Annotated in this window: 17 protein-coding genes and 1 pseudogene; 12 read left to right on the forward strand and 6 right to left on the reverse strand. The window is 62.8% G+C overall.

The annotated features are described in order from the left end of the window. Window positions 1-57: 57 nt before the first annotated feature. The 6 genes from AB4N42_RS08930 to AB4N42_RS08955 all read right to left on the reverse strand — a co-directional run bounded on the left by AB4N42_RS08930 (window position 58) and on the right by AB4N42_RS08955 (window position 6,882). The gene (locus AB4N42_RS08930; RefSeq protein ID WP_030139543.1) at window positions 58-870 is read right to left on the reverse strand and encodes an ABC transporter permease; all 813 of its coding nucleotides are present in this window, start codon (window positions 868-870) and stop codon (window positions 58-60) included. Continuing rightward, window positions 860-1,807: an ABC transporter permease gene (locus AB4N42_RS08935; RefSeq protein ID WP_030139542.1), complete on the reverse strand. Its 948-nt coding sequence runs from the start codon at window positions 1,805-1,807 to the stop codon at window positions 860-862. The genes AB4N42_RS08930 and AB4N42_RS08935 overlap by 11 nt, the downstream gene beginning before the upstream one ends. A gap of 2 nt (window positions 1,808-1,809) precedes the next feature. Next, window positions 1,810-2,844, reverse strand: coding sequence for an ABC transporter ATP-binding protein (locus AB4N42_RS08940; RefSeq protein ID WP_030139541.1), 1,035 nt, complete (start codon window positions 2,842-2,844; stop codon window positions 1,810-1,812). A gap of 210 nt (window positions 2,845-3,054) precedes the next feature. Further along, window positions 3,055-4,206 carry a putative ABC transporter substrate-binding protein YdcS gene (gene ydcS, locus AB4N42_RS08945; protein WP_030139540.1) on the reverse strand — a complete coding sequence of 384 codons (1,152 nt, stop codon included), beginning with the start codon at window positions 4,204-4,206 and terminating at the stop codon, window positions 3,055-3,057. Between the two features lie 88 nt (window positions 4,207-4,294). After that, entirely contained in the window at window positions 4,295-5,752 is a 1,458-nt protein-coding gene (locus AB4N42_RS08950) for a gamma-aminobutyraldehyde dehydrogenase (RefSeq protein ID WP_030139539.1), read from the reverse strand. 215 nt (window positions 5,753-5,967) lie between these two features. Then, complete coding sequence (locus AB4N42_RS08955) at window positions 5,968-6,882, reverse strand: LysR family transcriptional regulator (protein WP_217860262.1); 915 nt, start codon at window positions 6,880-6,882, stop codon at window positions 5,968-5,970. 182 nt (window positions 6,883-7,064) lie between these two features. Between AB4N42_RS08955 and AB4N42_RS08960 the strand changes: the two genes are divergently transcribed. The 12 genes and pseudogenes from AB4N42_RS08960 to AB4N42_RS09015 all read left to right on the forward strand — a co-directional run bounded on the left by AB4N42_RS08960 (window position 7,065) and on the right by AB4N42_RS09015 (window position 21,001). After that, window positions 7,065-7,775 carry a tellurite resistance TerB family protein gene (locus AB4N42_RS08960; RefSeq protein WP_030139537.1) on the forward strand — a complete coding sequence of 237 codons (711 nt, stop codon included), beginning with the start codon at window positions 7,065-7,067 and terminating at the stop codon, window positions 7,773-7,775. Window positions 7,776-8,058: 283 nt separating this feature from the next. Then, window positions 8,059-9,681, forward strand: coding sequence for a methyl-accepting chemotaxis protein (locus AB4N42_RS08965; protein ID WP_030139536.1), 1,623 nt, complete (start codon window positions 8,059-8,061; stop codon window positions 9,679-9,681). Further along, the gene (locus tag AB4N42_RS08970; protein WP_198796319.1) at window positions 9,681-10,217 is read left to right on the forward strand and encodes a chemotaxis protein CheW; all 537 of its coding nucleotides are present in this window, start codon (window positions 9,681-9,683) and stop codon (window positions 10,215-10,217) included. The genes AB4N42_RS08965 and AB4N42_RS08970 overlap by 1 nt, the downstream gene beginning before the upstream one ends. After that, entirely contained in the window at window positions 10,214-11,479 is a 1,266-nt protein-coding gene (locus AB4N42_RS08975; RefSeq protein ID WP_407683789.1) for a CheR family methyltransferase, read from the forward strand. The genes AB4N42_RS08970 and AB4N42_RS08975 overlap by 4 nt, the downstream gene beginning before the upstream one ends. Continuing rightward, the gene (locus AB4N42_RS08980; protein ID WP_198796321.1) at window positions 11,476-12,147 is read left to right on the forward strand and encodes a chemotaxis protein CheW; all 672 of its coding nucleotides are present in this window, start codon (window positions 11,476-11,478) and stop codon (window positions 12,145-12,147) included. The genes AB4N42_RS08975 and AB4N42_RS08980 overlap by 4 nt, the downstream gene beginning before the upstream one ends. Further along, complete coding sequence (locus AB4N42_RS08985; RefSeq protein WP_198796322.1) at window positions 12,144-14,414, forward strand: hybrid sensor histidine kinase/response regulator; 2,271 nt, start codon at window positions 12,144-12,146, stop codon at window positions 14,412-14,414. Before AB4N42_RS08980 ends, AB4N42_RS08985 begins: the two co-directional genes overlap by 4 nt. Beyond that, window positions 14,411-15,421: a chemotaxis-specific protein-glutamate methyltransferase CheB gene (cheB, locus tag AB4N42_RS08990; protein WP_460116111.1), complete on the forward strand. Its 1,011-nt coding sequence runs from the start codon at window positions 14,411-14,413 to the stop codon at window positions 15,419-15,421. Before AB4N42_RS08985 ends, cheB begins: the two co-directional genes overlap by 4 nt. A gap of 39 nt (window positions 15,422-15,460) precedes the next feature. Continuing rightward, window positions 15,461-16,464, forward strand: a pseudogene (locus AB4N42_RS08995) (diguanylate cyclase domain-containing protein). 282 nt (window positions 16,465-16,746) lie between these two features. Further along, window positions 16,747-17,842, forward strand: a protein-coding gene (prfB, locus tag AB4N42_RS09000; protein ID WP_095963568.1) for a peptide chain release factor 2 whose coding sequence is annotated in 2 segments (ribosomal slippage) — window positions 16,747-16,818 and window positions 16,820-17,842 — 1,095 coding nt in all. Because the reading frame shifts where the segments join, the coding sequence is not laid out codon by codon here. A gap of 108 nt (window positions 17,843-17,950) precedes the next feature. Further along, window positions 17,951-19,453 carry a lysine--tRNA ligase gene (lysS, locus tag AB4N42_RS09005; RefSeq protein WP_460116112.1) on the forward strand — a complete coding sequence of 501 codons (1,503 nt, stop codon included), beginning with the start codon at window positions 17,951-17,953 and terminating at the stop codon, window positions 19,451-19,453. Window positions 19,454-19,554: 101 nt separating this feature from the next. Further along, window positions 19,555-20,271 (forward strand): TetR/AcrR family transcriptional regulator, encoded by a 717-nt coding sequence (locus AB4N42_RS09010; RefSeq protein WP_030139528.1) that lies wholly within the window; start codon window positions 19,555-19,557, stop codon window positions 20,269-20,271. 175 nt (window positions 20,272-20,446) lie between these two features. Then, a complete protein-coding gene (locus AB4N42_RS09015; RefSeq protein ID WP_030139527.1) occupies window positions 20,447-21,001 on the forward strand; it encodes a hypothetical protein in 555 nt (184 codons plus the stop codon). The last annotated feature ends 13 nt before the right edge of the window (window positions 21,002-21,014 follow it).

Consider the following 21,014-nt stretch of genomic DNA (forward strand, 5'->3'; position numbering starts at 1 on the left):
CGCGAGCAAGCTCGCTCCCACAGGATTGCGGTTCCTGCGATGAGCGATCTTCATTGATTATTTCCCGCCACTCCCCGCCACGCTTTCACCCCCGCGCGTCAGGTAATACGCGCCCAATATCGGCAACATCGTCACCATCATCACCAGCATCGCCACCACGTTGGTCACCGGCACGTCGCGAGGGCGGCTGAGCTGGTTGAGCAGCCAGAGCGGCAAAGTGCGCTCGTGGCCGGCGGTGAAGGTGGTGACGATGATTTCGTCGAACGACAGGGCAAACGCGAGCATCCCGCCGGCCAGCAGCGCCGACCCCAGGTTAGGCAGGACGATGTAGCGAAAGGTCTGCCAGCCGTCGGCGCCCAGGTCCATCGAGGCCTCGATCAGGCTGTGGGACGTGCGGCGCAGGCGGGCGATAACGTTGTTGTAGACGATCACCACGCAAAAAGTCGCGTGCCCGACAATGATGGTGAACATCCCGGGCTCTATGCCCAGGGTCTTGAACGTTGCCAGCAGGGCGATGCCGGTGATGATTCCCGGCAAGGCGATCGGCAGGATCAGCATCAGCGAAATGCCCTGTTTGCCGAAGAAGTCCCGGCGGTACAGCGCTGCCGAGGCCAATGTGCCGAGCACCATGGCAATCAGCGTCGCGACAGCGGCGACCTGCAAGGACAGCTTGATCGCCTCCAGCACGTCGGGGCGCGAGAAGGCCACGCTGAACCACTTCAATGTCAGCCCCTTGGGCGGAAAGCTGAACGCAGCGTCTTCGGTATTGAAGGCATACAGGAAGATGATCAGGATCGGAAAGTGCAGGAACACCAGCCCGCCCCATGCCGCGATCCGCAAGCCCCACGACGCTTGAGAGTCAGAGTGCATCGAAAGCCCCCAGTCGCTTGACGATGGAAAGGTAGATGGCGATCAGCACGATGGGCACCAGCGTGAACGCCGCGGCCATGGGCATGTTGCCGATGGCGCCTTGCTGGGCGTAGACCATGCTGCCGACGAAATACCCTGGCGGTCCCACCAGTTGCGGCACGATGAAATCCCCCAGGGTCAGCGAGAACGTGAAGATCGAGCCGGCGGCAATTCCCGGGATCGACAACGGCAGGATCACTTGCATGAACGTCTGGCGGGGCTTGGCGCCAAGGTCCGCCGAGGCTTGCAGCAGCGACGGCGGCAGACGCTCCAGGGACGCCTGGATCGGCAGGATCATGAATGGCAGCCAGATGTAGACGAACACCAGGAAGCGCCCCAGGTGTGAGGTGGACAAGGTGCTGCCGCCCACGCCGGGAATCCCCAGCACGAACTGCAACACAGGGCCCAGGCCCAGGTGCTGGACGAACCACTGCGCCACGCCGCCCTTGGCCAGCAGCAGCGTCCAGGCATAGGCCTTGACGATGTAGCTGGCCCACATCGGCAGCATGACCGCGATGTAGAAAAACGCCTTCGTCTTGCCGCTGGTGTAGCGCGCCATGTAATAGGCAATCGGGAAGGCGACGATGGCGCTGGCGATGGACACCACGATTGCCATGGCCAGGGTGCGCACGATGATGTCGAAATTCGACGGTTGGAACAGCGCCGCGAAATTCGCCAGGGTCAGGTCCGGCGTGACCGCCATGGTGAAGTCGTCGAAGGTGTAGAAACCCTGCCACAGCAAGGTCAGCAGCGAACCCAGGTAGATTGCGCCGAACCAGATCAGCGGTGGCACCAGCAACATCGACAGGTACAGGTTGGGGCGTCGGTACAGCACGTTGGAAAAACGCCGCAGCGGTGAGCCGGGGGCGGGCGTTCGCGTGAGAGCCAAGGTATTCATTTTCAGACCTCGGCCCCGGTGTCATTCAGGGCGATCATTGCCTCGCGGGCCCAGCGCACGGTGAGCTGCTGGCCGGTCTGGTATTGGGTCGCGTTGTCCACCCATTGGGTATTGGCCTGGCTGAGGTTCAGCGTCTGGCCGTTGTCGAGTTTCAGCTCGTAACGCGTGGCGCTGCCCTGGTACTGGATGTCATGGAGCAGGCCCTGGATTTCGATTTCATGGCCGGCCAGCGGGCCTTCGGCGAAACGCACATGCTCCGGGCGAATCGAAAACGGCTGTGGATGACCGCTCAATTGCCGGGCCAGTTCGCCACGGATCACGTTGGAGGTGCCGACGAACTCGGCAACGAAGGTGGTTGCCGGTTTCATATAGAGGTTGCGTGGGGTATCGACTTGTTCGATCCGACCTTTGTTGAAGACCGCGACGCGATCCGACATCGACAGCGCTTCGGTCTGGTCGTGGGTGACGAAAATGAAGGTGATGCCCAGCTGGCGTTGCAGCTTCTTCAACTCGCCCTGCATCTGTTCGCGCAACTTCAGGTCGAGGGCGCCCAGCGGTTCATCCAGCAGCAACACCCGAGGACGATTGACCAGCGCGCGGGCCAGGGCGACGCGTTGGCGCTGGCCGCCTGAAAGCTGCACCGGCTTGCGCTCGCCATAGCCGCCCAGGGCAACCATCTCCAGCGCTTCGTCGGCGCGCTTGATTCGTTCTGCCTTGGCCACGCCTTTGACTTTCAAACCGTAGGCCACGTTGTCGCGCACGTTCATGTGGGGAAAGAGGGCGTAGTCCTGGAAAACCGTGTTGACGTCGCGCTGATAAGGCGCGAGCCCGGTGGCTTCTTCACCGTGGATGCGGATCGAACCGGCACTGGGCTGCTCGAACCCGGCGATCAGCCGCAGGCACGTGGTCTTGCCCGAGCCGGAAGGGCCCAGCATGGAAAAGAACTCGCCGTCCTGGATATCGATGGAGACCCGGTCAACGGCCTTCACCTCGCCGAACTGACGGGAAACGTGGGTGAACTGGACTGCAAGCGTCATGGTGCGGGCTCCGGAAAAGCGGGCTTTCGTTAAATCATTACCAGGGGACAGGCACGGACTCGTGGCGAGGGGATTTATCCCCGCTGGGGGCGAAGCCCCCCAAAACCTGACACCTGTGGGTATCAGACAGATTGAGTCGCCTGCTTTGGGGCTGCTTCGCCGCCCAGCGGGGATAAATCCCCTCGCCACAAAAACAGTGTTCGGCTGCGCTTAACGTCCGCCCATGATCGCAATGTAATCCTGGGTCCAGCGGCTGTACGGCACGAACTTGCCGCCCTCGGCCTGTGGGGTTTTCCAGAACGCGATCTTGTCGAACTGATCGAAGCCGTTGGTCTTGCAACCTTCGGCGCCCAGAAGCTCGCTGCCCTTGCACGCCGCCGGCACCGCAGGCAAGGAGCCGAACCACGCGGCGACGTCGCCTTGGACTTTCGGTTGCAGCGACCAATCCATCCATTTGTAGGCGCAGTTCGGGTGCTTGGCCTCGGCATGCAGCATCGTCGTGTCGGCCCAGCCGGTGGCACCTTCTTTCGGAATGGTCGAGGCGATCGGCTGTTTCTCGTTCATCAGGCCGTTGACCTGATACGGCCAGGCGCCGGACGCCACCACGCCTTCGTTCTTGAAATCGCTCATCTGCACGGTGGTGTCATGCCAGTAGCGATGGATCAACGGCTGTTGGCCCCGCAGCAATTCGAGCACCGCCTTGTATTGGGCCTCGTCGAGTTGGTACGGGTCCTTGATACCCAGCTCAGGCTTGGCGGTCTTGAGGTACAGCGCCGCGTCGGCGATGTAGATCGGGCCATCGTAGGCTTGCACGCGGCCCTTGTTCGGCTTGCCGTCGGGCAAATCCTGGGCGTTGAACAGCACGCTCCAACTGGTCGGTGCCTGCTTGAACACGCTGGTGTTGTACATCAGTACATTCGGGCCCCATTGGTACGGGGTGCCGTAGGTCTGTTGGTTGACCACGTACCACGGCGCATCCTTGAGGCGCGGGTCGAGGTTTTTCCAGTTGGCGATCAGTGCGGTGTTGATCGGTTGCACCCGCTTGCCGGCAATCAGCCGCAACGACGCGTCGCCCGAGGCGGTCACCAGGTCGTAGCCGCCCTTGGTCATCAGGCTGACCATTTCATCGGACGTCGCGGCGGTTTTCACATTGACCTTGCAGCCGGTTTCCTTCTCGAAGCCGGTGACCCAGTCGTAGGCCTTGTCGCTTTCACCGCGTTCGATGTAGCCCGGCCAGGCGACGATATCCAGTTGGCCTTCGCCAGCACCAACGGCCTTGAGCGGTTCGGCGGCCTGCAGGCTGACGCTGGTCAGCAACGCCGTGGTGATTGCACTGAGCAATACGGTCTTGTGCGCGTACATGGAAATCCCTCTTGCTTTAATTATGGTCGGGGCAGTTTTGAACCGGTGAAGCGCCACGAATGGCTTGTTATTAGAGTAGTGCTGTTATCTAGAGATGCTGGCCATGCCTGGCCATGATGTGTCGCACCACGCTGTAGTCCTGGAGCGAGTCGCTGGACAGGTCTTTCCCATAGCCCGAACGTTTCAGTCCGCCGTGGGGCATTTCGCTGACCAGCATGAAATGGCTGTTGATCCAGGTGCAGCCGTATTGCAGCCGCGCCGCCACCTGCATCGCCTTGTCGAGGTTCTGGGTCCACACCGAGGACGCCAGGCCATATTCCGAATCATTGGCCCAATCCACCGCCTGGCTGAGTTCGTCGAAGCGGGTCACGGTGACGACCGGTCCGAATACCTCGCGCTGGACGATCTCATCACTTTGCTTGCAGCCGGCCAGCAGTGTCGGCTGGTAAAAGAAACCGGCGCCGGAATGCACCGCCGCACCTGTGATGCGTTCGATATGCGGTTGGCCGAGGGCACGCTCGACAAAACTGGCGACCCGGTCGCGTTGGCGGACGCTGATCAGCGGGCCGATTTCGTTGTCGGCGTCGCGCTTGCCGGCAAAGCGCAGGCTGCCGACCGCCGCACCGAGTTCGGCCACGAGTTGGTCATGAATGCCGGCCTGGGCGTAGATCCGGCAGGCCGCGGTGCAATCCTGGCCGGCGTTGTAATAGCCATAGGTGCGCACACCCTCGACCACCGCCCGCAGGTCAGCGTCGTCACAGACAATCACCGGGGCCTTGCCGCCCAGTTCGAGATGCGTGCGCTTGAGGGTTTTCGCGGCGGCCTGGAGGATCTTCTGCCCGGTGACGATATCCCCCGTCAACGAGACCATGCGCACCTTCGGATGACTGACCAAGTGGCTGCCGACGCCTTCACCGCCACCGCAGATGATATTGATGACGCCGCGCGGCAGGATCTCCGCCAACGTTGGCGCCAGGGCCAGGATCGACAGCGGGGTGTGCTCCGAAGGCTTGAACACCAAGGTGTTGCCGGCGGCCAGGGCCGGGGCGATTTTCCAGGCCGCCATCATGATCGGGTAGTTCCACGGCGCTATCGATGCCACCACGCCCAGCGGGTCGCGGCGCACCATGCTGGTGTAGCCGGGCAGGTATTCACCGCTGAGCTGGCCGGTCTGGCAGCGCACGGCGCCGGCGAAGAAACGGAACACGTCCACCGTGGCGCTCAAGTCATCCTGGCGGGCCAGGTGCAGCGGCTTGCCGCAGTTCAGTGATTCGAGGCGGGCCAGTTCGTCGGCGTTTTTTTCGATGGTGCTGGCGATTTCCAGCAGCAGGTTCGAGCGGTGTTGCGGCGTGGTGCGTGACCAGTCGGGGAAGGCGTGGTGGGCGGCGAGGATCGCGGTCTCGACCTGTTCGAGGCTGGCCTCGGCGATGTGGACGAGTACTTCACCAGTGGCGGGGTTGAGGATCGGCTCGACAACGCCTTCGCCGGGGACCAACGCTCCGTCGATCAGCAACGCGGTACAGAACGGGTTTTGCGTGCCGGCCATTTTTTATAGGTCTCAGTTGAAACAAAGAACCTGTGGGAGCGAGCTTGCTCGCGATGGCGGTGTATCAGTCGAATCGATGTCGCCTGTCACACCGCCATCGCGAGCAAGCTCGCTCCCACAATGGATTGTTCTCACACAAGGGATTGTGGCGATGCAGCAAGACTAGTGCTCAGCCGCAAGGCCGACAAATTCGAAATACTCAAGGCTGCGTTCGATTAAATAGATGGCTTGCGCCCGCTTGGGCGTTGCTCCCGAGCGACGGTCAGGAATGGATCGACCGACGCCGGTCGCGCCGTGCCCCGGCGCCACGCCAGGCCGACGTCAAGCGTCTGGTTGAGGTCGGCAATCGGGCGTGCCTCGATGATGTCGCCCTCCAGCGACCACGGACGATAGGTCATGTCCGGCTGGATCGACACGCCCAGCCCGGCGGCCACTAGACTGCGCACCGCTTCGGTCGAGGCGGTGCGCAGCGTGACCTGCGGCTGCAAGCCTGCGCCGCGCCAGAGGCGTTGCGCGTTGCGATCCATCTCGTCGACGTTCAACTGGATCAGCGGCTCCCGGGCCACGTCCGCCAGGTTGATGCTGTCGTGTTCCAGCAGCGGATGCTGGGCCGGCAGCCATAGGCGATACGGTGAGTGGGTCAGCACTTCGGTCTGCAGGGCGTGGCGGTCTTCGAGGTTGGACAGGATCAGGACGCCGACATCGATTTCGCCGCTGACCAGCAGATGCTCGATATAAGGTCGTTCGTCCTCCATGACGCGGATCGCCACGTTAGGATAGGCGCGCTGGAAACGGGTCAAGAGGTCCGCCAGGTAGTAACCGGCGACAAGGCTGGTCACGCCGACGGTGACTTGGCCAGCCACTTGGTCGGTGCTTTGTTGCAGGCTGCGCTTGGCATTGTCGACGGTGGCCAGGATCAGGTGGGCCTGGCGCAGGAATTGGTGCCCCTGGTGCGTCAATGTCATGCCCTTGGCGTGCCGACTGAACAGGCTGACGCCGATCTCTTCCTCCAATTGCTGGATGGCCAGGGTCAGGGTGGATTGGGAGATGAATGCAGTCTGCGCAGCGGCGGAGATCGAGCCGGTTTCGGCCACGGCTATGAAATGGCGGATCTGGCGCAGCGTCATCATGGCGGGATACCCGGGGGCGAATTTATCGATGTCCCCGAGTGTATATCGTTTTTTTAGAATGGGAGCCGGCGCTGACGCTGGACGTGCCAGGCAACATCTGGAAGCAATCTCGCCAAGGGCGACAGGGCACTTTCGATCTAGGCTGGTGGCCTCAAGTTGACCTGAAAACGTGGAGGCAACAAATGAACACCCGTGGATTGCTCGATCAGCTTCTCAAGTCCGGCCAGGAACTGCTGCAGAACAAGGCGGGCGGTTCGCAGGGCAAGCCGTCTTCCGGCCTGGGCGGGTTGCTCGGCGGCTCCGGCAACCTGGGCGGAATGCTTTCCGGCGCGGGCGGCGGAGCGTTGGCCGCCGGGGCCATGGGGTTGCTGCTGGGCAACAAGAAGGCCCGCAACTTCGGTGGCAAGGCCTTGGCTTATGGCGGCTTGGCTGCGTTGGGGGTGATTGCCTACAAGGCTTATGGCAACTGGCAGGCCCAGCAGGGCAACGCGCCGAAGACCGAGCCGCAGACCCTGGACCGCGTCCCGGCGGGGCAAGTCGAGCAACACAGCCAGGCGATCCTCAAGGCCCTGGTCGCGGCGGCCAAGGCTGACGGCCATGTGGACGAGCGGGAGCGGCAATTGATCGAAGGTGAATTCACCAAGCTCGACAACGACCAGGAACTGCAGCACTGGTTGCACGCCGAACTCAACAAACCCCTGGACCCTGCCGATGTGGCCCGAGCGGCCAGCACGCCGGAAATTGCCGCGGAAATGTACATCGCCAGCGTGATGCTGGTGGACGAGGAAAACTTCATGGAGAAATCCTACCTCGACGAACTGGCGCGCCAACTCAAGCTGGAGCCGGGGCTGAAGGCAGAACTGGAGAAGCAGGTGCGCCAGGCTGCTGCCTAACCTCCCTCAATGGTGTTGTGTTGTCCAATGTTATTGAGTTCACCGCACCGTGGCGAGGGAGCTTGCTCCCGCTGGGTGGCGAAGCCGCCCCAACAGCGTTTCCCAATGGACCCTTTCGGTCGGTTGACGGCGGCTGCGCCGCCGAGCGGGAGCAAGCTCCCTCGCCACGGTGCGTGTTTCACGCTTGAGCAAACGGTTTCAAAAATCTCCCTCAACCGCCATGCAGACGCACCGCCTCCCTCGGCTATACTCCCGGCAATTCAAAGCGTCCCGAGGTTTTACTGTGAAGAATTGGACATTGCGCCAACGCATCCTGGCGAGTTTTGCGGTGATCATCGCCATCATGCTGCTGATGGTGATTGTCTCGTTTTCACGGTTGTGGAAGATCCAGGAAAGTGAAGAAAAGGTACGGGTCGATGCGGTGCCCGGGGTTTACTACAGCTCCATGATCCGTGGCGGCTGGGTAGACAGCTATGTCTTGACCCAGCAGATCGTCGGCCTCTCCGGGAACCGGGAAATCACCGCGGAGGACAAGGCCCGCTATCAAGGCTTCGAGCAGCATCTGCGCGAAGAAATCCAGAACTATCAAAAACTGATACAGAACCCTGCCGACCAGGCGTCGTTCGATGAGTTCGAGGGCTATCACCAAGCCTTCAACCAGGCCGTGGCCAAGGTCCTGGATCTTTACCAGCGCAAGGATTACGAAGGGGCGCGGCTGGCGCTGGATAAAGAGCTGACGCCTGCATGGTTGGGTGGCCGCGGACATTTGAATCAGATTATCGACCGCAACCGTGACCTGGCTGAAACGGCCATGCAAACCATTGATGATGCGGTGACGGCCGCCAAGGTCGCCATGGGCCTGTCATTCCTGGTTGCGCTGGTCATCGCCTTGTTGTGTGGCCTGTTGCTGATGCGCGCGATCATGGCGCCGATGAGCCGCATCGTCGAGATCCTCGAAGTGATGCGCAGCGGTGACCTGAGCGGACGCCTGAACCTGGCGCGCAAAGACGAATTCGGCGCGGTGGAGACCGGTTTCAACGACATGATGGCCGAGCTGACTGCCCTGGTGTCCCAGGCCCAGCGCTCATCCGTCCAGGTCACCACGTCGGTGACCGAGATCGCCGCGACGTCCCGGCAGCAACAGGCCACGGCCACTGAAACCGCAGCGACCACCACCGAGATCGGTGCGACCTCCCGAGAAATCGCCGCCACGTCCCGCGACCTGGTGCGCACCATGACTGAAGTGTCCACCGCCGCCGACCAGGCCTCGGTCGCCGCCGGCTCCGGACAGCAAGGCCTGGCGCGCATGGAAGACACCATGCATTCGGTGATGGGCGCCGCCGACCTGGTCAACGCGAAACTGGCGATCCTCAACGAGAAGGCCGGCAACATCAACCAGGTGGTCGTCACTATCGTCAAGGTGGCCGACCAGACCAACCTGTTGTCCCTCAACGCCGCCATCGAGGCCGAGAAGGCGGGCGAGTACGGTCGCGGGTTTGCCGTCGTTGCCACCGAAGTGCGCCGCCTGGCCGACCAGACCGCTGTTGCCACCTACGACATCGAGCAGATGGTCCGTGAAATCCAGTCCGCTGTTTCGGCTGGCGTGATGGGCATGGACAAATTCTCCGAGGAAGTGCGCCGAGGCATGGCCGAAGTGCAGCAGGTGGGCGAACAGCTGTCGCAGATCATCCATCAAGTCCAGGCCCTGGCGCCGCGGGTGCTGATGGTCAACGAGGGCATGCAGGCCCAGGCCACCGGTGCCGAGCAGATCAACCACGCGCTGGTGCAATTGGGCGATGCCAGCAGCCAGACCGTGGAGTCCCTGCGCCAGGCCAGTTCCGCCATCGACGAACTCAGTCAGGTGGCCGTGGGACTGCGCAGCGGCGTTTCGCGTTTCAAAGTCTGATGAGCGAGCCAGAAGCCCGCCGTGGCGCCGTTTCGGCGGCCCGGCAGACGTTGTTCCTGATGTTTTGCATCGGTAACGAGCGCTACGCCCTGCAAGCCACCGATGTGGTGGAAGTATTGCCGCGCCTGCCACTCAAGCCGATCGCCCGGACGCCGTCCTGGGTCGCGGGGGTATTTGCCTGGCGCGGCGTGGTGGTGCCGGTGATCGATCTGTGCGCGTTGACCTTTGGCCAGAGCGCCGAGGCGCGCACCAGCACCCGGCTGGTACTGGTGCAGTATCGGCCGGGGGCGCAGCAAACCGGACAGGTGCTGGGCTTGATATTGGAGCAGGCCACCGACACCTTGCGCTGTGATCCGGCGGATTTCAAACCCTATGGCCTGGACAATCGCCAGGCGCCTTACCTCGGTCCGGTACGCGAAGATGCACAAGGAATGATGCAATGGGTGCGGGTCAACGACTTGCTCGACGAATCCGTTCGCGCGCTGCTGTTTCCCTCGCCGCCGCTAAGTCCCGATGACTTCGAGGAACGGGCATGAACAGCGACCAGCGATTCTTCGACTTCCTCAAGGAACGCATCGGCCTGGACGTGACCTCCGTCGGCCCCGCCATTATCGAACGGGCTGTGCGCCAGCGGGTCCTTGCCGTGCCCGGTCGAACCACCGATGACTACTGGCAAAGCTTGCAGCACTCCGCCCAGGAGCAACAGGCGCTGATTGAAGCGGTGATCGTTCCGGAGACGTGGTTCTTCCGCTACCCCGAGTCCTTCGCGACGTTGGCTCGGCTGGCAACCCAGCGCCTGGCCGACATCAAGCACCTGCGTGCCCTGCGTATCCTCAGCCTGCCGTGTTCCACTGGCGAGGAACCGTACTCGATCGCCATGGCTTTGTTCGATGCAGGCCTGGGGCCGCATCAGTTCAAGGTCGATGGCATGGACGTCAGTCCCTTGTCCGTGGACAAGGCCAGGCAAGCGCGTTACGGCCGCAACTCTTTCCGTGGCGCGGACATTGGCTTTCGGGAGCGATATTTCAATGCCGAAGACGAAGGCTATCGCCTCGACGAGCGGGTACGCGAACAGGTGCGCCTGCAAACGGGGAACGTGCTGGATCCGGCGTTGCTGGTAAACGAGGCCCCCTACGACTTCGTGTTCTGCCGCAATCTGCTGATTTATTTCGACCAGCCGACCCAGCAGCAGGTGTTCGAGGTGCTCAAGCGCCTGACCCATCAGGACGGCGTGCTGTTCATCGGTCCCGCCGAGGGCAGTTTGCTCGGACGGCTGGGCATGCGTTCGATCGGCGTTGCCCAGTCGTTCGCCTTCAGCCGCCAGGGCGCACCGGAGCCGCAGCCGTTGCCCACGTTGATGCCGACGCCGCTGCCGATCCGCCAGCCGCCATCGCGCGTCGCTGCGCCCGTGAGTCGGCCGCGCCCGTTCGCCGCGAGTGTGACGCCGATTACCGAACCGAAAAGCAGCGACGCCGCGACGTTGCTGGCCAACATCGCCGCCCTGGCCAACGGTGGCAAGAGCGCCGAGGCGCGTGCGGTGTGCGAAGAATATCTGCGCAGCCACGCGCCAAACGCCCAGGTTTTCTATTGGCTGGGCCTGCTCAGCGATATGGCCGGCAATGCGCTGGAGGCCCAGGGGTTTTATCGCAAGACGCTCTATCTTGAGCCGCAACACGCCGAGGCCCTGGTGCATCTGGCGGCGCTGCTGGCTTCCCAGGGAGACGCGGTCGGCGCCCGTCGATTGCAGGAACGTGCGGCCCGCAGTGGTCGCGCGGCAGACAGTGAGCACAAACGATGAGCGGTTCGGCTTCCTATAACGTGACCCATGACGACGCCCAGGCCATCGACGACTGCTGGAACCGCATCGGCGTGCATGGCGACAAGTCCTGTCCCTTGCTGGCCGAGCACATCCATTGCCGCAATTGCTCGGTGTACTCGGCGGCGGCCACCCGTTTGCTCGACCGTTATGCGCTGCGCCAGGATGAGCGGGAGCTGGTTTATGCCCCGGTCGACAGCGATATTGTCACGCGCTCGCTGCTGATGTTCCGCCTGGGTGAAGAGTGGCTCGGCCTGAGCACCCGCAGCCTGGTGGAAGTGGCGCCCTTGCAGGCGATCCATTCGTTGCCCCACCAGCGTTCGCGAGCCCTGCTGGGGGTGGCGAATGTACGCGGCGCCCTGGTGGCCTGCCTGTCGTTGGTAGAACTGCTGGGGTTGGAGCCGGGTTCGCCGGCGCCCTCCGGTGGGCGGATCATGCCACGCATGCTGATCGTCGCCGCCCAAGGTGGGCCGGTGCTGATGCCAGTCGATGAAGTGGACGGCATCCATGCCATCGACGAGCGCATCCTGGCGAACGCTTCGCCATCGGCGGGCAAGTACACCCGTGGCGTGTTGCAGTACAAAGGACGCAGCCTGCGTTGGCTGGACGAAGAGCAATTGCTGTCCGCGGTGTCCCGGAGCCTGTCATGACCCCCGACCAGATGCGCGATGCCTCGTTGCTGGAGCTGTTCAGCCTGGAAGCCGAAGCCCAGACCCAGGTATTGAGTGCCGGTTTGCTGGCCTTGGAGCGCGATCCGACTCAGGCCGATCACCTGGAGTCGTGCATGCGTGCGGCCCATTCGCTCAAGGGCGCCGCGCGAATCGTCGGGGTCGATGCCGGCGTCAGCGTGGCCCATGTGATGGAAGATTGCCTGGTCAGCGCCCAGGAGCGGCGGCTGGTCTTGCGCGCCGAGCATATCGACGCGCTGCTGCAGGGCACGGACTTGCTGACGCGTATCGCGACCCCCGGCAACAGCGTTTCTGCCGAGGACATCGAGGCCTATGTCGGGTTGTTGGGACACCTGCTGGATCCGTCCGCAACGCCAGCTCCGACTCCCACCGTCATGGCGCCGACCATCGAGATACCCGCCGAACCCGTGCGTAGCGAAGCGCCCGAGCCGATGTCCATGGAACCGCTGGAACCGACCGCCAAGAAAAAACGCACCACCGAGGGCGGCGAGCGCGTCTTGCGGGTCACGGCCGGACGCCTTAACAGCCTGTTGGACCTGTCGAGCAAATCCCTCGTCGAAACCCAGCGCCTCAAGCCCTGGCTGGCGACGATGCAACGGATCAGGCGCCAGCAAAGCAATGGCCTGCGCGCCCTCGAAGACCTGAACGTGCATCTCAAGGATCACGCGCTGAGCCTGCAAGCCCAGGAAGCCCTCAACGATGCGCGGCGGCTGCTGGCCGAAACCCAACAGATGCTCGCGCAGAAAACCGCTGAGCTGGATGAGTTCGCCTGGCAGGCCAGCCAGCGGGCACAAGTGTTGTACGACACGGCACTGGCCTGTCGCATGCGACCGTTTGCCGATGTGCTTGCGGGGCAGGCGCGGATGGTCCGGGACTTGGGGCGCAGCCTGGGCAAACAGGTGCGCCTGGAAATCGAAGGCGAGAAAACCCAGGTCGATCGCGACGTACTGGAAAAACTCGAGGCGCCGCTGACGCATCTGCTGCGTAACGCCGTCGACCACGGCATCGAGATGCCCGAGCAACGGGTGCTGGCAGGCAAGCCCGCCGAAGGCTTGATTCGCCTGCGCGCCTCCCATCAGGCCGGCCTGTTGGTACTGGAGCTGGCGGATGATGGCGCGGGCGTGGACCTGGAGCGGGTGCGGCGGACGATTGTCGAGCGCGGGCTTTCTCCCGAGCAGACCGCCGCCAGCCTGAGCGAAGAGGAACTGCTGACCTTCCTGTTCCTGCCGGGCTTCAGCCTGCGGGACAAGGTCACTGAAGTGTCCGGGCGCGGAGTCGGCCTGGATGCGGTCCAGCATATGGTCCGGCAGTTGCGCGGCGCGGTGGTGTTGGAGCAGACGGCGGGCGCCGGCAGTCGTTTCCACCTGGAAGTGCCGCTGACGTTGTCGGTGGTGCGCAGCCTGGTGGTGGAAGTCGGCGGCGAAGCCTACGCGTTCCCCTTGGCCCATATCGAGCGCATGTGCGACCTCGCGCCGCAAGACATCGTCCAGGTCGAAGGCCGCCAGCACTTCTGGCATGAGGGGCGCCATGTTGGCCTGGTGGCCGCCACGCAATTGCTCAATCGTCCGGTGACGCCCAACAACGGCCAGGTCCTCAAGGTCGTGGTGATCCGCGAACGAGAGGTCATCTATGGCGTCGCGGTGGAACGGTTCATCGGTGAGCGGACGCTGGTGGTGTTGCCGTTGGACGAGCGCCTGGGCAAGGTCCAGGACATTTCCGCCGGGGCATTGCTCGACGACGGCTCGGTGGTGCTGATTGTCGATGTGGAAGATCTGCTGCGCTCGGTGGACAAGCTGCTCGATACCGGACGATTGGAACGCATCGCCCGGCAAAACGAAGCCCAGGCCCCGCGCAAGCGGATCCTGGTGGTCGATGACTCCCTGACGGTGCGAGAACTGGAGCGCAAGCTGCTGCTCAATCGCGGCTATGACGTGGCAGTGGCGGTGGATGGCATGGACGGCTGGAACGCGTTGCGCTCGGAGGATTTCGATTTGCTCATTACCGACATCGACATGCCGCGCATGGACGGTATCGAATTGGTGTCGCTGCTGCGGCGCGACAACCGCTTGCAATCGCTGCCGGTGATGGTGGTTTCCTACAAGGATCGCGAAGAAGATCGCCGCCGCGGCCTGGACGCCGGGGCCGACTATTATCTAGCCAAGGCGAGTTTCCATGACGACGCCTTGCTCGACGCCGTGGTCGAATTGATCGGAGGAGCACGCGCTTGAAGATCGCCATCGTCAATGACATGCCCCTGGCGGTCGAGGCCCTGCGCCGTGCGCTGGCGTTCGAGCCCGCGCATCAGCTGGTCTGGGTGGCCGCCAACGGCGCCGAGGCCGTGCAGCGTTGTCATGAATACACGCCGGACCTGATCCTGATGGACCTGTTCATGCCGATCATGGGCGGCGTGGAAGCGACCCGGCGGATCATGGCCGACACGCCATGCGCCATCGTGATCGTTACCGGCGACAGCCAGCAGAACGTCCATCGCGTGTTCGAGGCCATGGGCCACGGTGCCCTCGATGTGGTCGATACCCCGGCCCTGGGCGTCGGCAGGCCCGAAGACGCCGCGGCACCGCTGTTGCGCAAGATCGCCAACATCGGCTGGCTGATCGGCGAGCGTGGCAACCGCGAGCACGTCACGCCGGCTGCCCAGCGGGCGTCGGTGTCACGCAACAGCCTGGTGGCGATCGGATCGTCGGCTGGCGGCCCGGCGGCGTTGGAAGTGCTGCTCAAGGGGCTGCCGCGCGACTTCGCCCCGGCGATCGTGCTGGTCCAGCATGTGGACGAGGTGTTCGCCGCTGGCATGGCCGAGTGGCTCAGCGGCGTGTCGGGATTCAACGTCCGCCTGGCTCGCCAGGGCGAGACGCCGCAAAGCGGCACGGTGCTGTTGGCCGGGACCAATCATCATTTGCGCCTGTTGAAAAATGGCACGCTGGCCTACACCGCCGAGCCGGTCAATGAGATCTATCGGCCTTCCATCGATGTGTTTTTCGAGAGTGTCGCCAACTTCTGGAGCGGTGATGCGGTGGGCGTCTTGCTCACCGGCATGGGCCGCGACGGTGCGCAAGGGCTTAAACTCATGCGTCAGCAGGGCTGCGTGACCATCGCCCAGGACCAGCAGAGCAGCGCGGTATACGGCATGCCCAAGGCGGCGGCGGCCATCGACGCGGCTGCGCAGATCCTGGCGCTGGATAAAATAGCGCCACGCTTGGTGGAGATTTTCACCCAATGACCAACCCCCGCACCCTAGGCAGTATTCAGGTGAGCCCCCATGAATGATCTACAGCTCGACGATTTCAAGCGCGATGAGAATGCCGCGATGGTGTTGCTCGTCGACGACCAGGCGATGATCGGCGAGGCGGTGCGACGCGGGCTGTCGAACGAACAGAACATCGATTTCCACTTCTGTTCCGATCCGCACCAGGCCATCGCCCATGCCGTGCGCATCAAGCCGACGGTGATTCTCCAGGACCTGGTGATGCCAGGCCTCGATGGCCTGAGCCTGGTGCGCGAATACCGCAACCATCCGGCGACCCGTGAAATTCCGATCATCGTCCTGTCGACCAAGGAGGACCCGTTGATCAAGAGCGCGGCGTTCGCCGCCGGGGCCAACGACTACCTGGTCAAATTGCCGGACAACATCGAACTGGTGGCGCGCATCCGCTATCACTCCCGCTCCTACATGATGCTGTTGCAGCGCGACGCGGCCTTTCGCGCGTTGCGGGTCAGCCAGCAGCAGTTGTTGGACACCAACCTGGTGCTGCAACGGCTGATGAACTCCGATGGCCTGACCGGCCTGTCGAACCGCTGCAGCACTTCGATGAATACCTGGAACTGGAGTGGAGAAGGGCGCTGCGGGACCAGTCCCAATTGTCGCTGTTGATGATCGACGTGGATTACTTCAAGTCCTACAACGACAACTTCGGCCACCTCGAGGGCGATGAAGCGCTGCGCAAGGTCGCCACGGCGATCCGCGACTCATGCAGCCGGCCTTCCGACCTGCCGGCCCGCTATGGCGGCGAGGAGTTCGCGCTGGTCTTGCCTGGCACGTCCCCTGGCGGTGCGCGGCTGATGGCCGAAAAACTGCGCCAGAGCGTCGTCGCCCTGAAAATCCCCCACACCACGCCCGACGGCGGGGAAAACCTGACCATCAGCATCGGCGTCTCGACCTTCACCCCGCAGCAGGGCAGCGATTGCCGGGAGTTGATTTCCGCGGCGGACAAGGGGCTGTACATGGCCAAGCACAATGGGCGCAATCGGGTTGGAGTCGAATAAACTCCGGCTTGGCAGGGTTCCCTTTGTGGCGGAGCGGTTTATTGTGGCGAGGGGATTTATCCCCGCTGGGCTGCGAAGCAGCCCTAAAACCCGGCAACTCGGTGTGCCAGGAAAACTGAGTTGACTGCATTTGGGGCTGCTTCGCAGCCCAACGGGGATAAATCCCCTCGCCACAGTGCGCTGAATCTCATTCCCCCTAAAGCCGCCAGGCGGGCTGCCGCTGGCGCCTGATTACGTTATACTCGCCGGCTTTCAAAAGTTCGCCAACGAGTGCTGCCCGCCATGGAAATCAACCCGATCCTGAACACCATCAAGGACCTGTCCGAGCGCTCCGAAACTATTCGGGGGTATCTTTGACTACGATCAAAAGCATGAGCGCCTGACCGAAGTCAATCGCGAGCTTGAAGATCCGAATGTCTGGAACAACCCTTCGTACGCCCAGGAGCTGGGCCGCGAGCGTTCTGCGCTGGCGCAGATCGTCGAGACCCTGGACGAGTTGTCCAGTGGCCTGGCCGATTGCCGCGACCTGCTGGACATGGCTGTCGAAGAGAACGACGAAGGCGCGGTCGGTGATGTCGTCGCCGAGCTGACGCGCCTGGACGAGAACCTCGCCAAGCTGGAATTCCGTCGCATGTTCAGCGGCGAGATGGACATGAACAACGCCTACCTGGACATCCAGGCCGGTTCCGGCGGCACCGAGGCCCAGGACTGGGCCAACATCCTGCTGCGCATGTACCTGCGCTGGGCCGACAAACGCGGTTTCGACGCGACCATCATGGAGCTGTCGGCCGGTGAAGTCGCCGGGATCAAGGGCGCCACCGTGCACATCAAGGGCGAATACGCCTTCGGCTGGCTGCGGACCGAGATCGGCGTGCACCGCCTGGTGCGCAAGAGCCCGTTCGACTCTGGCAACCGTCGCCATACCTCGTTCTCGGCCGTGTTCGTCTCTCCGGAAATCGATGACAACATCGAAATCGAGATCAACCCGGCCGACCTGCGCATCGACACCTACCGTTCCTCCGGGGCCGGTGGCCAGCACGTCAACACCACCGACTCGGCCGTGCGGATCACCCACGTACCGACCAACACCGTGGTCAGTTGCCAGAACGAGCGTTCCCAGCACGCGAACAAAGACACCGCGATGAAGATGCTGCGGGCCCGCTTGTACGAGCAGGAAGTGCAGAAGCGCAACGCCGCGTCCCAGGCCCTGGAAGACACCAAGTCCGACATCGGCTGGGGTCACCAGATCCGCTCGTACGTGCTCGACGCCTCGCGGATCAAGGACCTGCGCACCAGCATCGAACGCAGCGACTGCGACAAAGTGCTCGACGGCGACATCGATGAATACCTGATCGCCAGCCTCAAGCAAGGGCTGTAACGCGACACCCACGCGGTGGGCAGGCACGCTTCCATGGGAGCGAGGCCTGCCCGCAAACTCCGGCCCCGGGGCCGGGGGCAACGAACCTGTGATGGAAACCTTAAAGACATGAGCGACCTAGAACTCGACCCGCAAGCCCTGCAACAGGAAGAAAACTCCCTGATCGCCCTGCGCAAGGAAAAGCTTGCTGCCGAGCGCGCCAAGGGCCAGGCCTTCCCCAACGACTTCCGCCGCGACGCGTATTGCGACGTCCTGCAGAAGAAGTATGCGGACAAGACCAAGGAAGAGCTGGCCGAGGCGGCGATTCCGGTCAAGGTTGCCGGTCGCATCATGCTCAACCGTGGTTCGTTCATGGTGATCCAGGACATGACCGGGCGCATCCAGGTCTACGTCAACCGCAAGACCCTGCCGGAAGAAACCCTGGCCGCCGTCAAGACCTGGGACCTGGGCGACATCATCGCCGCCGAAGGCACCCTGGCCCGCTCCGGCAAGGGCGACCTGTACGTCGAAATGACCAGCGTGCGCCTGCTGACCAAGTCCCTGCGCCCATTGCCGGACAAGCACCACGGCCTGACCGACACCGAGCAGCGCTATCGCCAGCGCTACGTCGACCTGATCGTCAACGAAGAGGTGCGCCAGACCTTCCGCGTGCGTTCGCAAGTCATCGCCCACATCCGCAGCTTCCTGATGAAGCGTGACTTCCTCGAAGTCGAGACGCCGATGTTGCAGACCATCCCTGGCGGCGCGGCGGCCAAGCCGTTCGAAACCCACCACAACGCCCTGGACATGGAAATGTTCCTGCGTATCGCCCCGGAGCTGTACCTCAAGCGCCTGGTGGTCGGCGGGTTCGAAAAAGTCTTCGAGATCAACCGCAACTTCCGTAACGAAGGCGTTTCGACCCGGCACAACCCCGAGTTCACCATGCTCGAGTTCTACCAGGCCTACGCCGACTACGAAGACAACATGGACCTGACCGAGGAACTGTTCCGCGAGCTGGCGCAGTTGGTCCTGGGCAGCACCGACGTGCCGTACGGCGACAAGGTGTTCCACTTCGGCGAGCCGTTCGTGCGTTTGTCGGTGTTCGACTCGATCCTCAAGTACAACCCGGAAATCACCGCCGCCGACTTGCAAGACATCGACAAGGCCCGCGCCATCGCCAAGAAGGCCGGCGCCAAGGTGCTCGGCTTCGAAGGCCTGGGCAAGCTGCAAGTGATGATTTTCGAAGAGCTGGTCGAGCACAAGCTGGAGCAGCCGCACTTCATCACCCAGTACCCGTTCGAAGTGTCGCCTCTGGCCCGTCGCAACGACGAGAACCCAAGCGTGACCGACCGCTTCGAGCTGTTCATCGGTGGTCGTGAAATCGCCAACGCCTACTCCGAGCTCAATGACGCGGAAGACCAGGCCGAGCGCTTCATGGCCCAGGTGGCCGACAAGGACGCCGGCGACGACGAAGCCATGCACTACGACGCGGACTTCGTCCGTGCCCTGGAATACGGCATGCCGCCAACGGCCGGCGAAGGCATCGGCATCGATCGCCTGGTGATGTTGTTGACCAACTCACCGTCGATCCGCGATGTCATCCTCTTCCCGCACATGCGGCCCCAAGCGTAAGTGCTTCAAATAAAAAGCCGCCTCGATGGGCGGCTTTTTATTGCCTGTCTGGTACAAACGTATCAATTGGTTACTTCTGAAATTGCGAGGAAAGACCTGTCGTGAATCGTGCAATGGCTCAAGAAGGTGCAGCGGGCGTCGCCACTGCTGTGGCTGAAAGTGTTCAGTACCAAGGTCGCAAGGCCAGCCGACAGGGCAGTGAACAGCGCCGACAGAAGATTCTCGACGCGGCCATGCGCATTGTCGTGCGCGATGGCGTGCGGGCGGTGCGACACCGCGCGGTGGCCGCCGAAGCGGGCGTGCCGCTGTCGGCCACCACGTATTACTTCAAGGACATCGATGACCTGCTCACCGATACCTTCGCCCAATACGTGGAGCGCAGCGCGGCCTTCATGGCCAAGTTGTGGGCCAATAACGAGGGCTTGCTGCGCGAGATGGTCGCCTATGGGGACGGCAGCGCCGAGTCGCGCTCGCAATTGGCCGACGACATCGCGCGGATGACCGCTGATTACGTGCAGCATCAACTGCAGAGCCGTCGCGACTACCTGATGGCCGAACAAGCGTTCCGCCAGGAAGCGTTGCTCAACCCGCGACTGGCGGTGCTGGTACGCTCTCATCAGCAAATCCTGTTGCACGGCACGTGTCAGTTTTTCCAGGTTCTGGGCTCGCGCGAGCCGCAACAGGATGCCAAAGTGTTGACGGCGATTATCGGACGGATGGAATATCAGGGCTTGCTCAATGGCGCCGAGCCGGTAGCCGAAGAAGACATGCTCGGCATCCTGACCCGCTACATGCACTTGGTACTGGCGTCGGTGTAGCCCTTTTAGGGTTACCACAGTCCCCTGTGGCGAGGGGATTTATCCCCGTTGGGCTGCGAAGCGGCCCCAAAACCAGCCAACTCGGTACATCTGGCTAACGGAGCTGACTGCAAAGGGGGCTGCTTCGCAGCCCAGCGGGGATAAATCCCCTCGCCACAGACCATAGGGAGTTTCAATGAAAGCCTGGCGTGCCGTTGTACTGGCCGTTTCGTTGCTGTTGCTCAGTGGTTGCCTGGTGTCGTTCAAGGCGCCATTGCCCGACAGCGAAGCCGCGCCCAAGGGCCTGCTCGGCCACTGGACCAGCACCAACGCCTGGGGCGAACCGTTGAACCTGGAACTGACGGAAGTCGGCAAGCACCACTACCAGGCCATCAGTTACTTCAGGGCCAGGCCCCAGGAGCGCGAAGCCATTCCCCTGACGGTCTCTCGCCACGGCAGCCGCTGGTACCTGTCGGCAAAAGTGCCGGCCCGGTTTGGCGGACATTTCGTCATCGCCGGTTTCGAACTGACCGACAAGCAGGAACTGGTGGTCTACAACCTGGACATGGAACAGATCAACCAGGCCATCGGCCAGAAGCTCCTCAGCGGCCAGCCGAACCCGAGCGAAGAGGGTGATGGCGTGCTGGTGGACAGCGACATGAGCAAGGTTTTCAGCTACCTCGATGACCCGGCCAATTCCGACGTGTTCTCGGAAGCCGTGCGCTACCAGCGACTGGTCAAATCCCAATAACGGTTATAAGCGG

This window comes from Pseudomonas sp. H2_D02 (genome assembly GCF_054677635.1).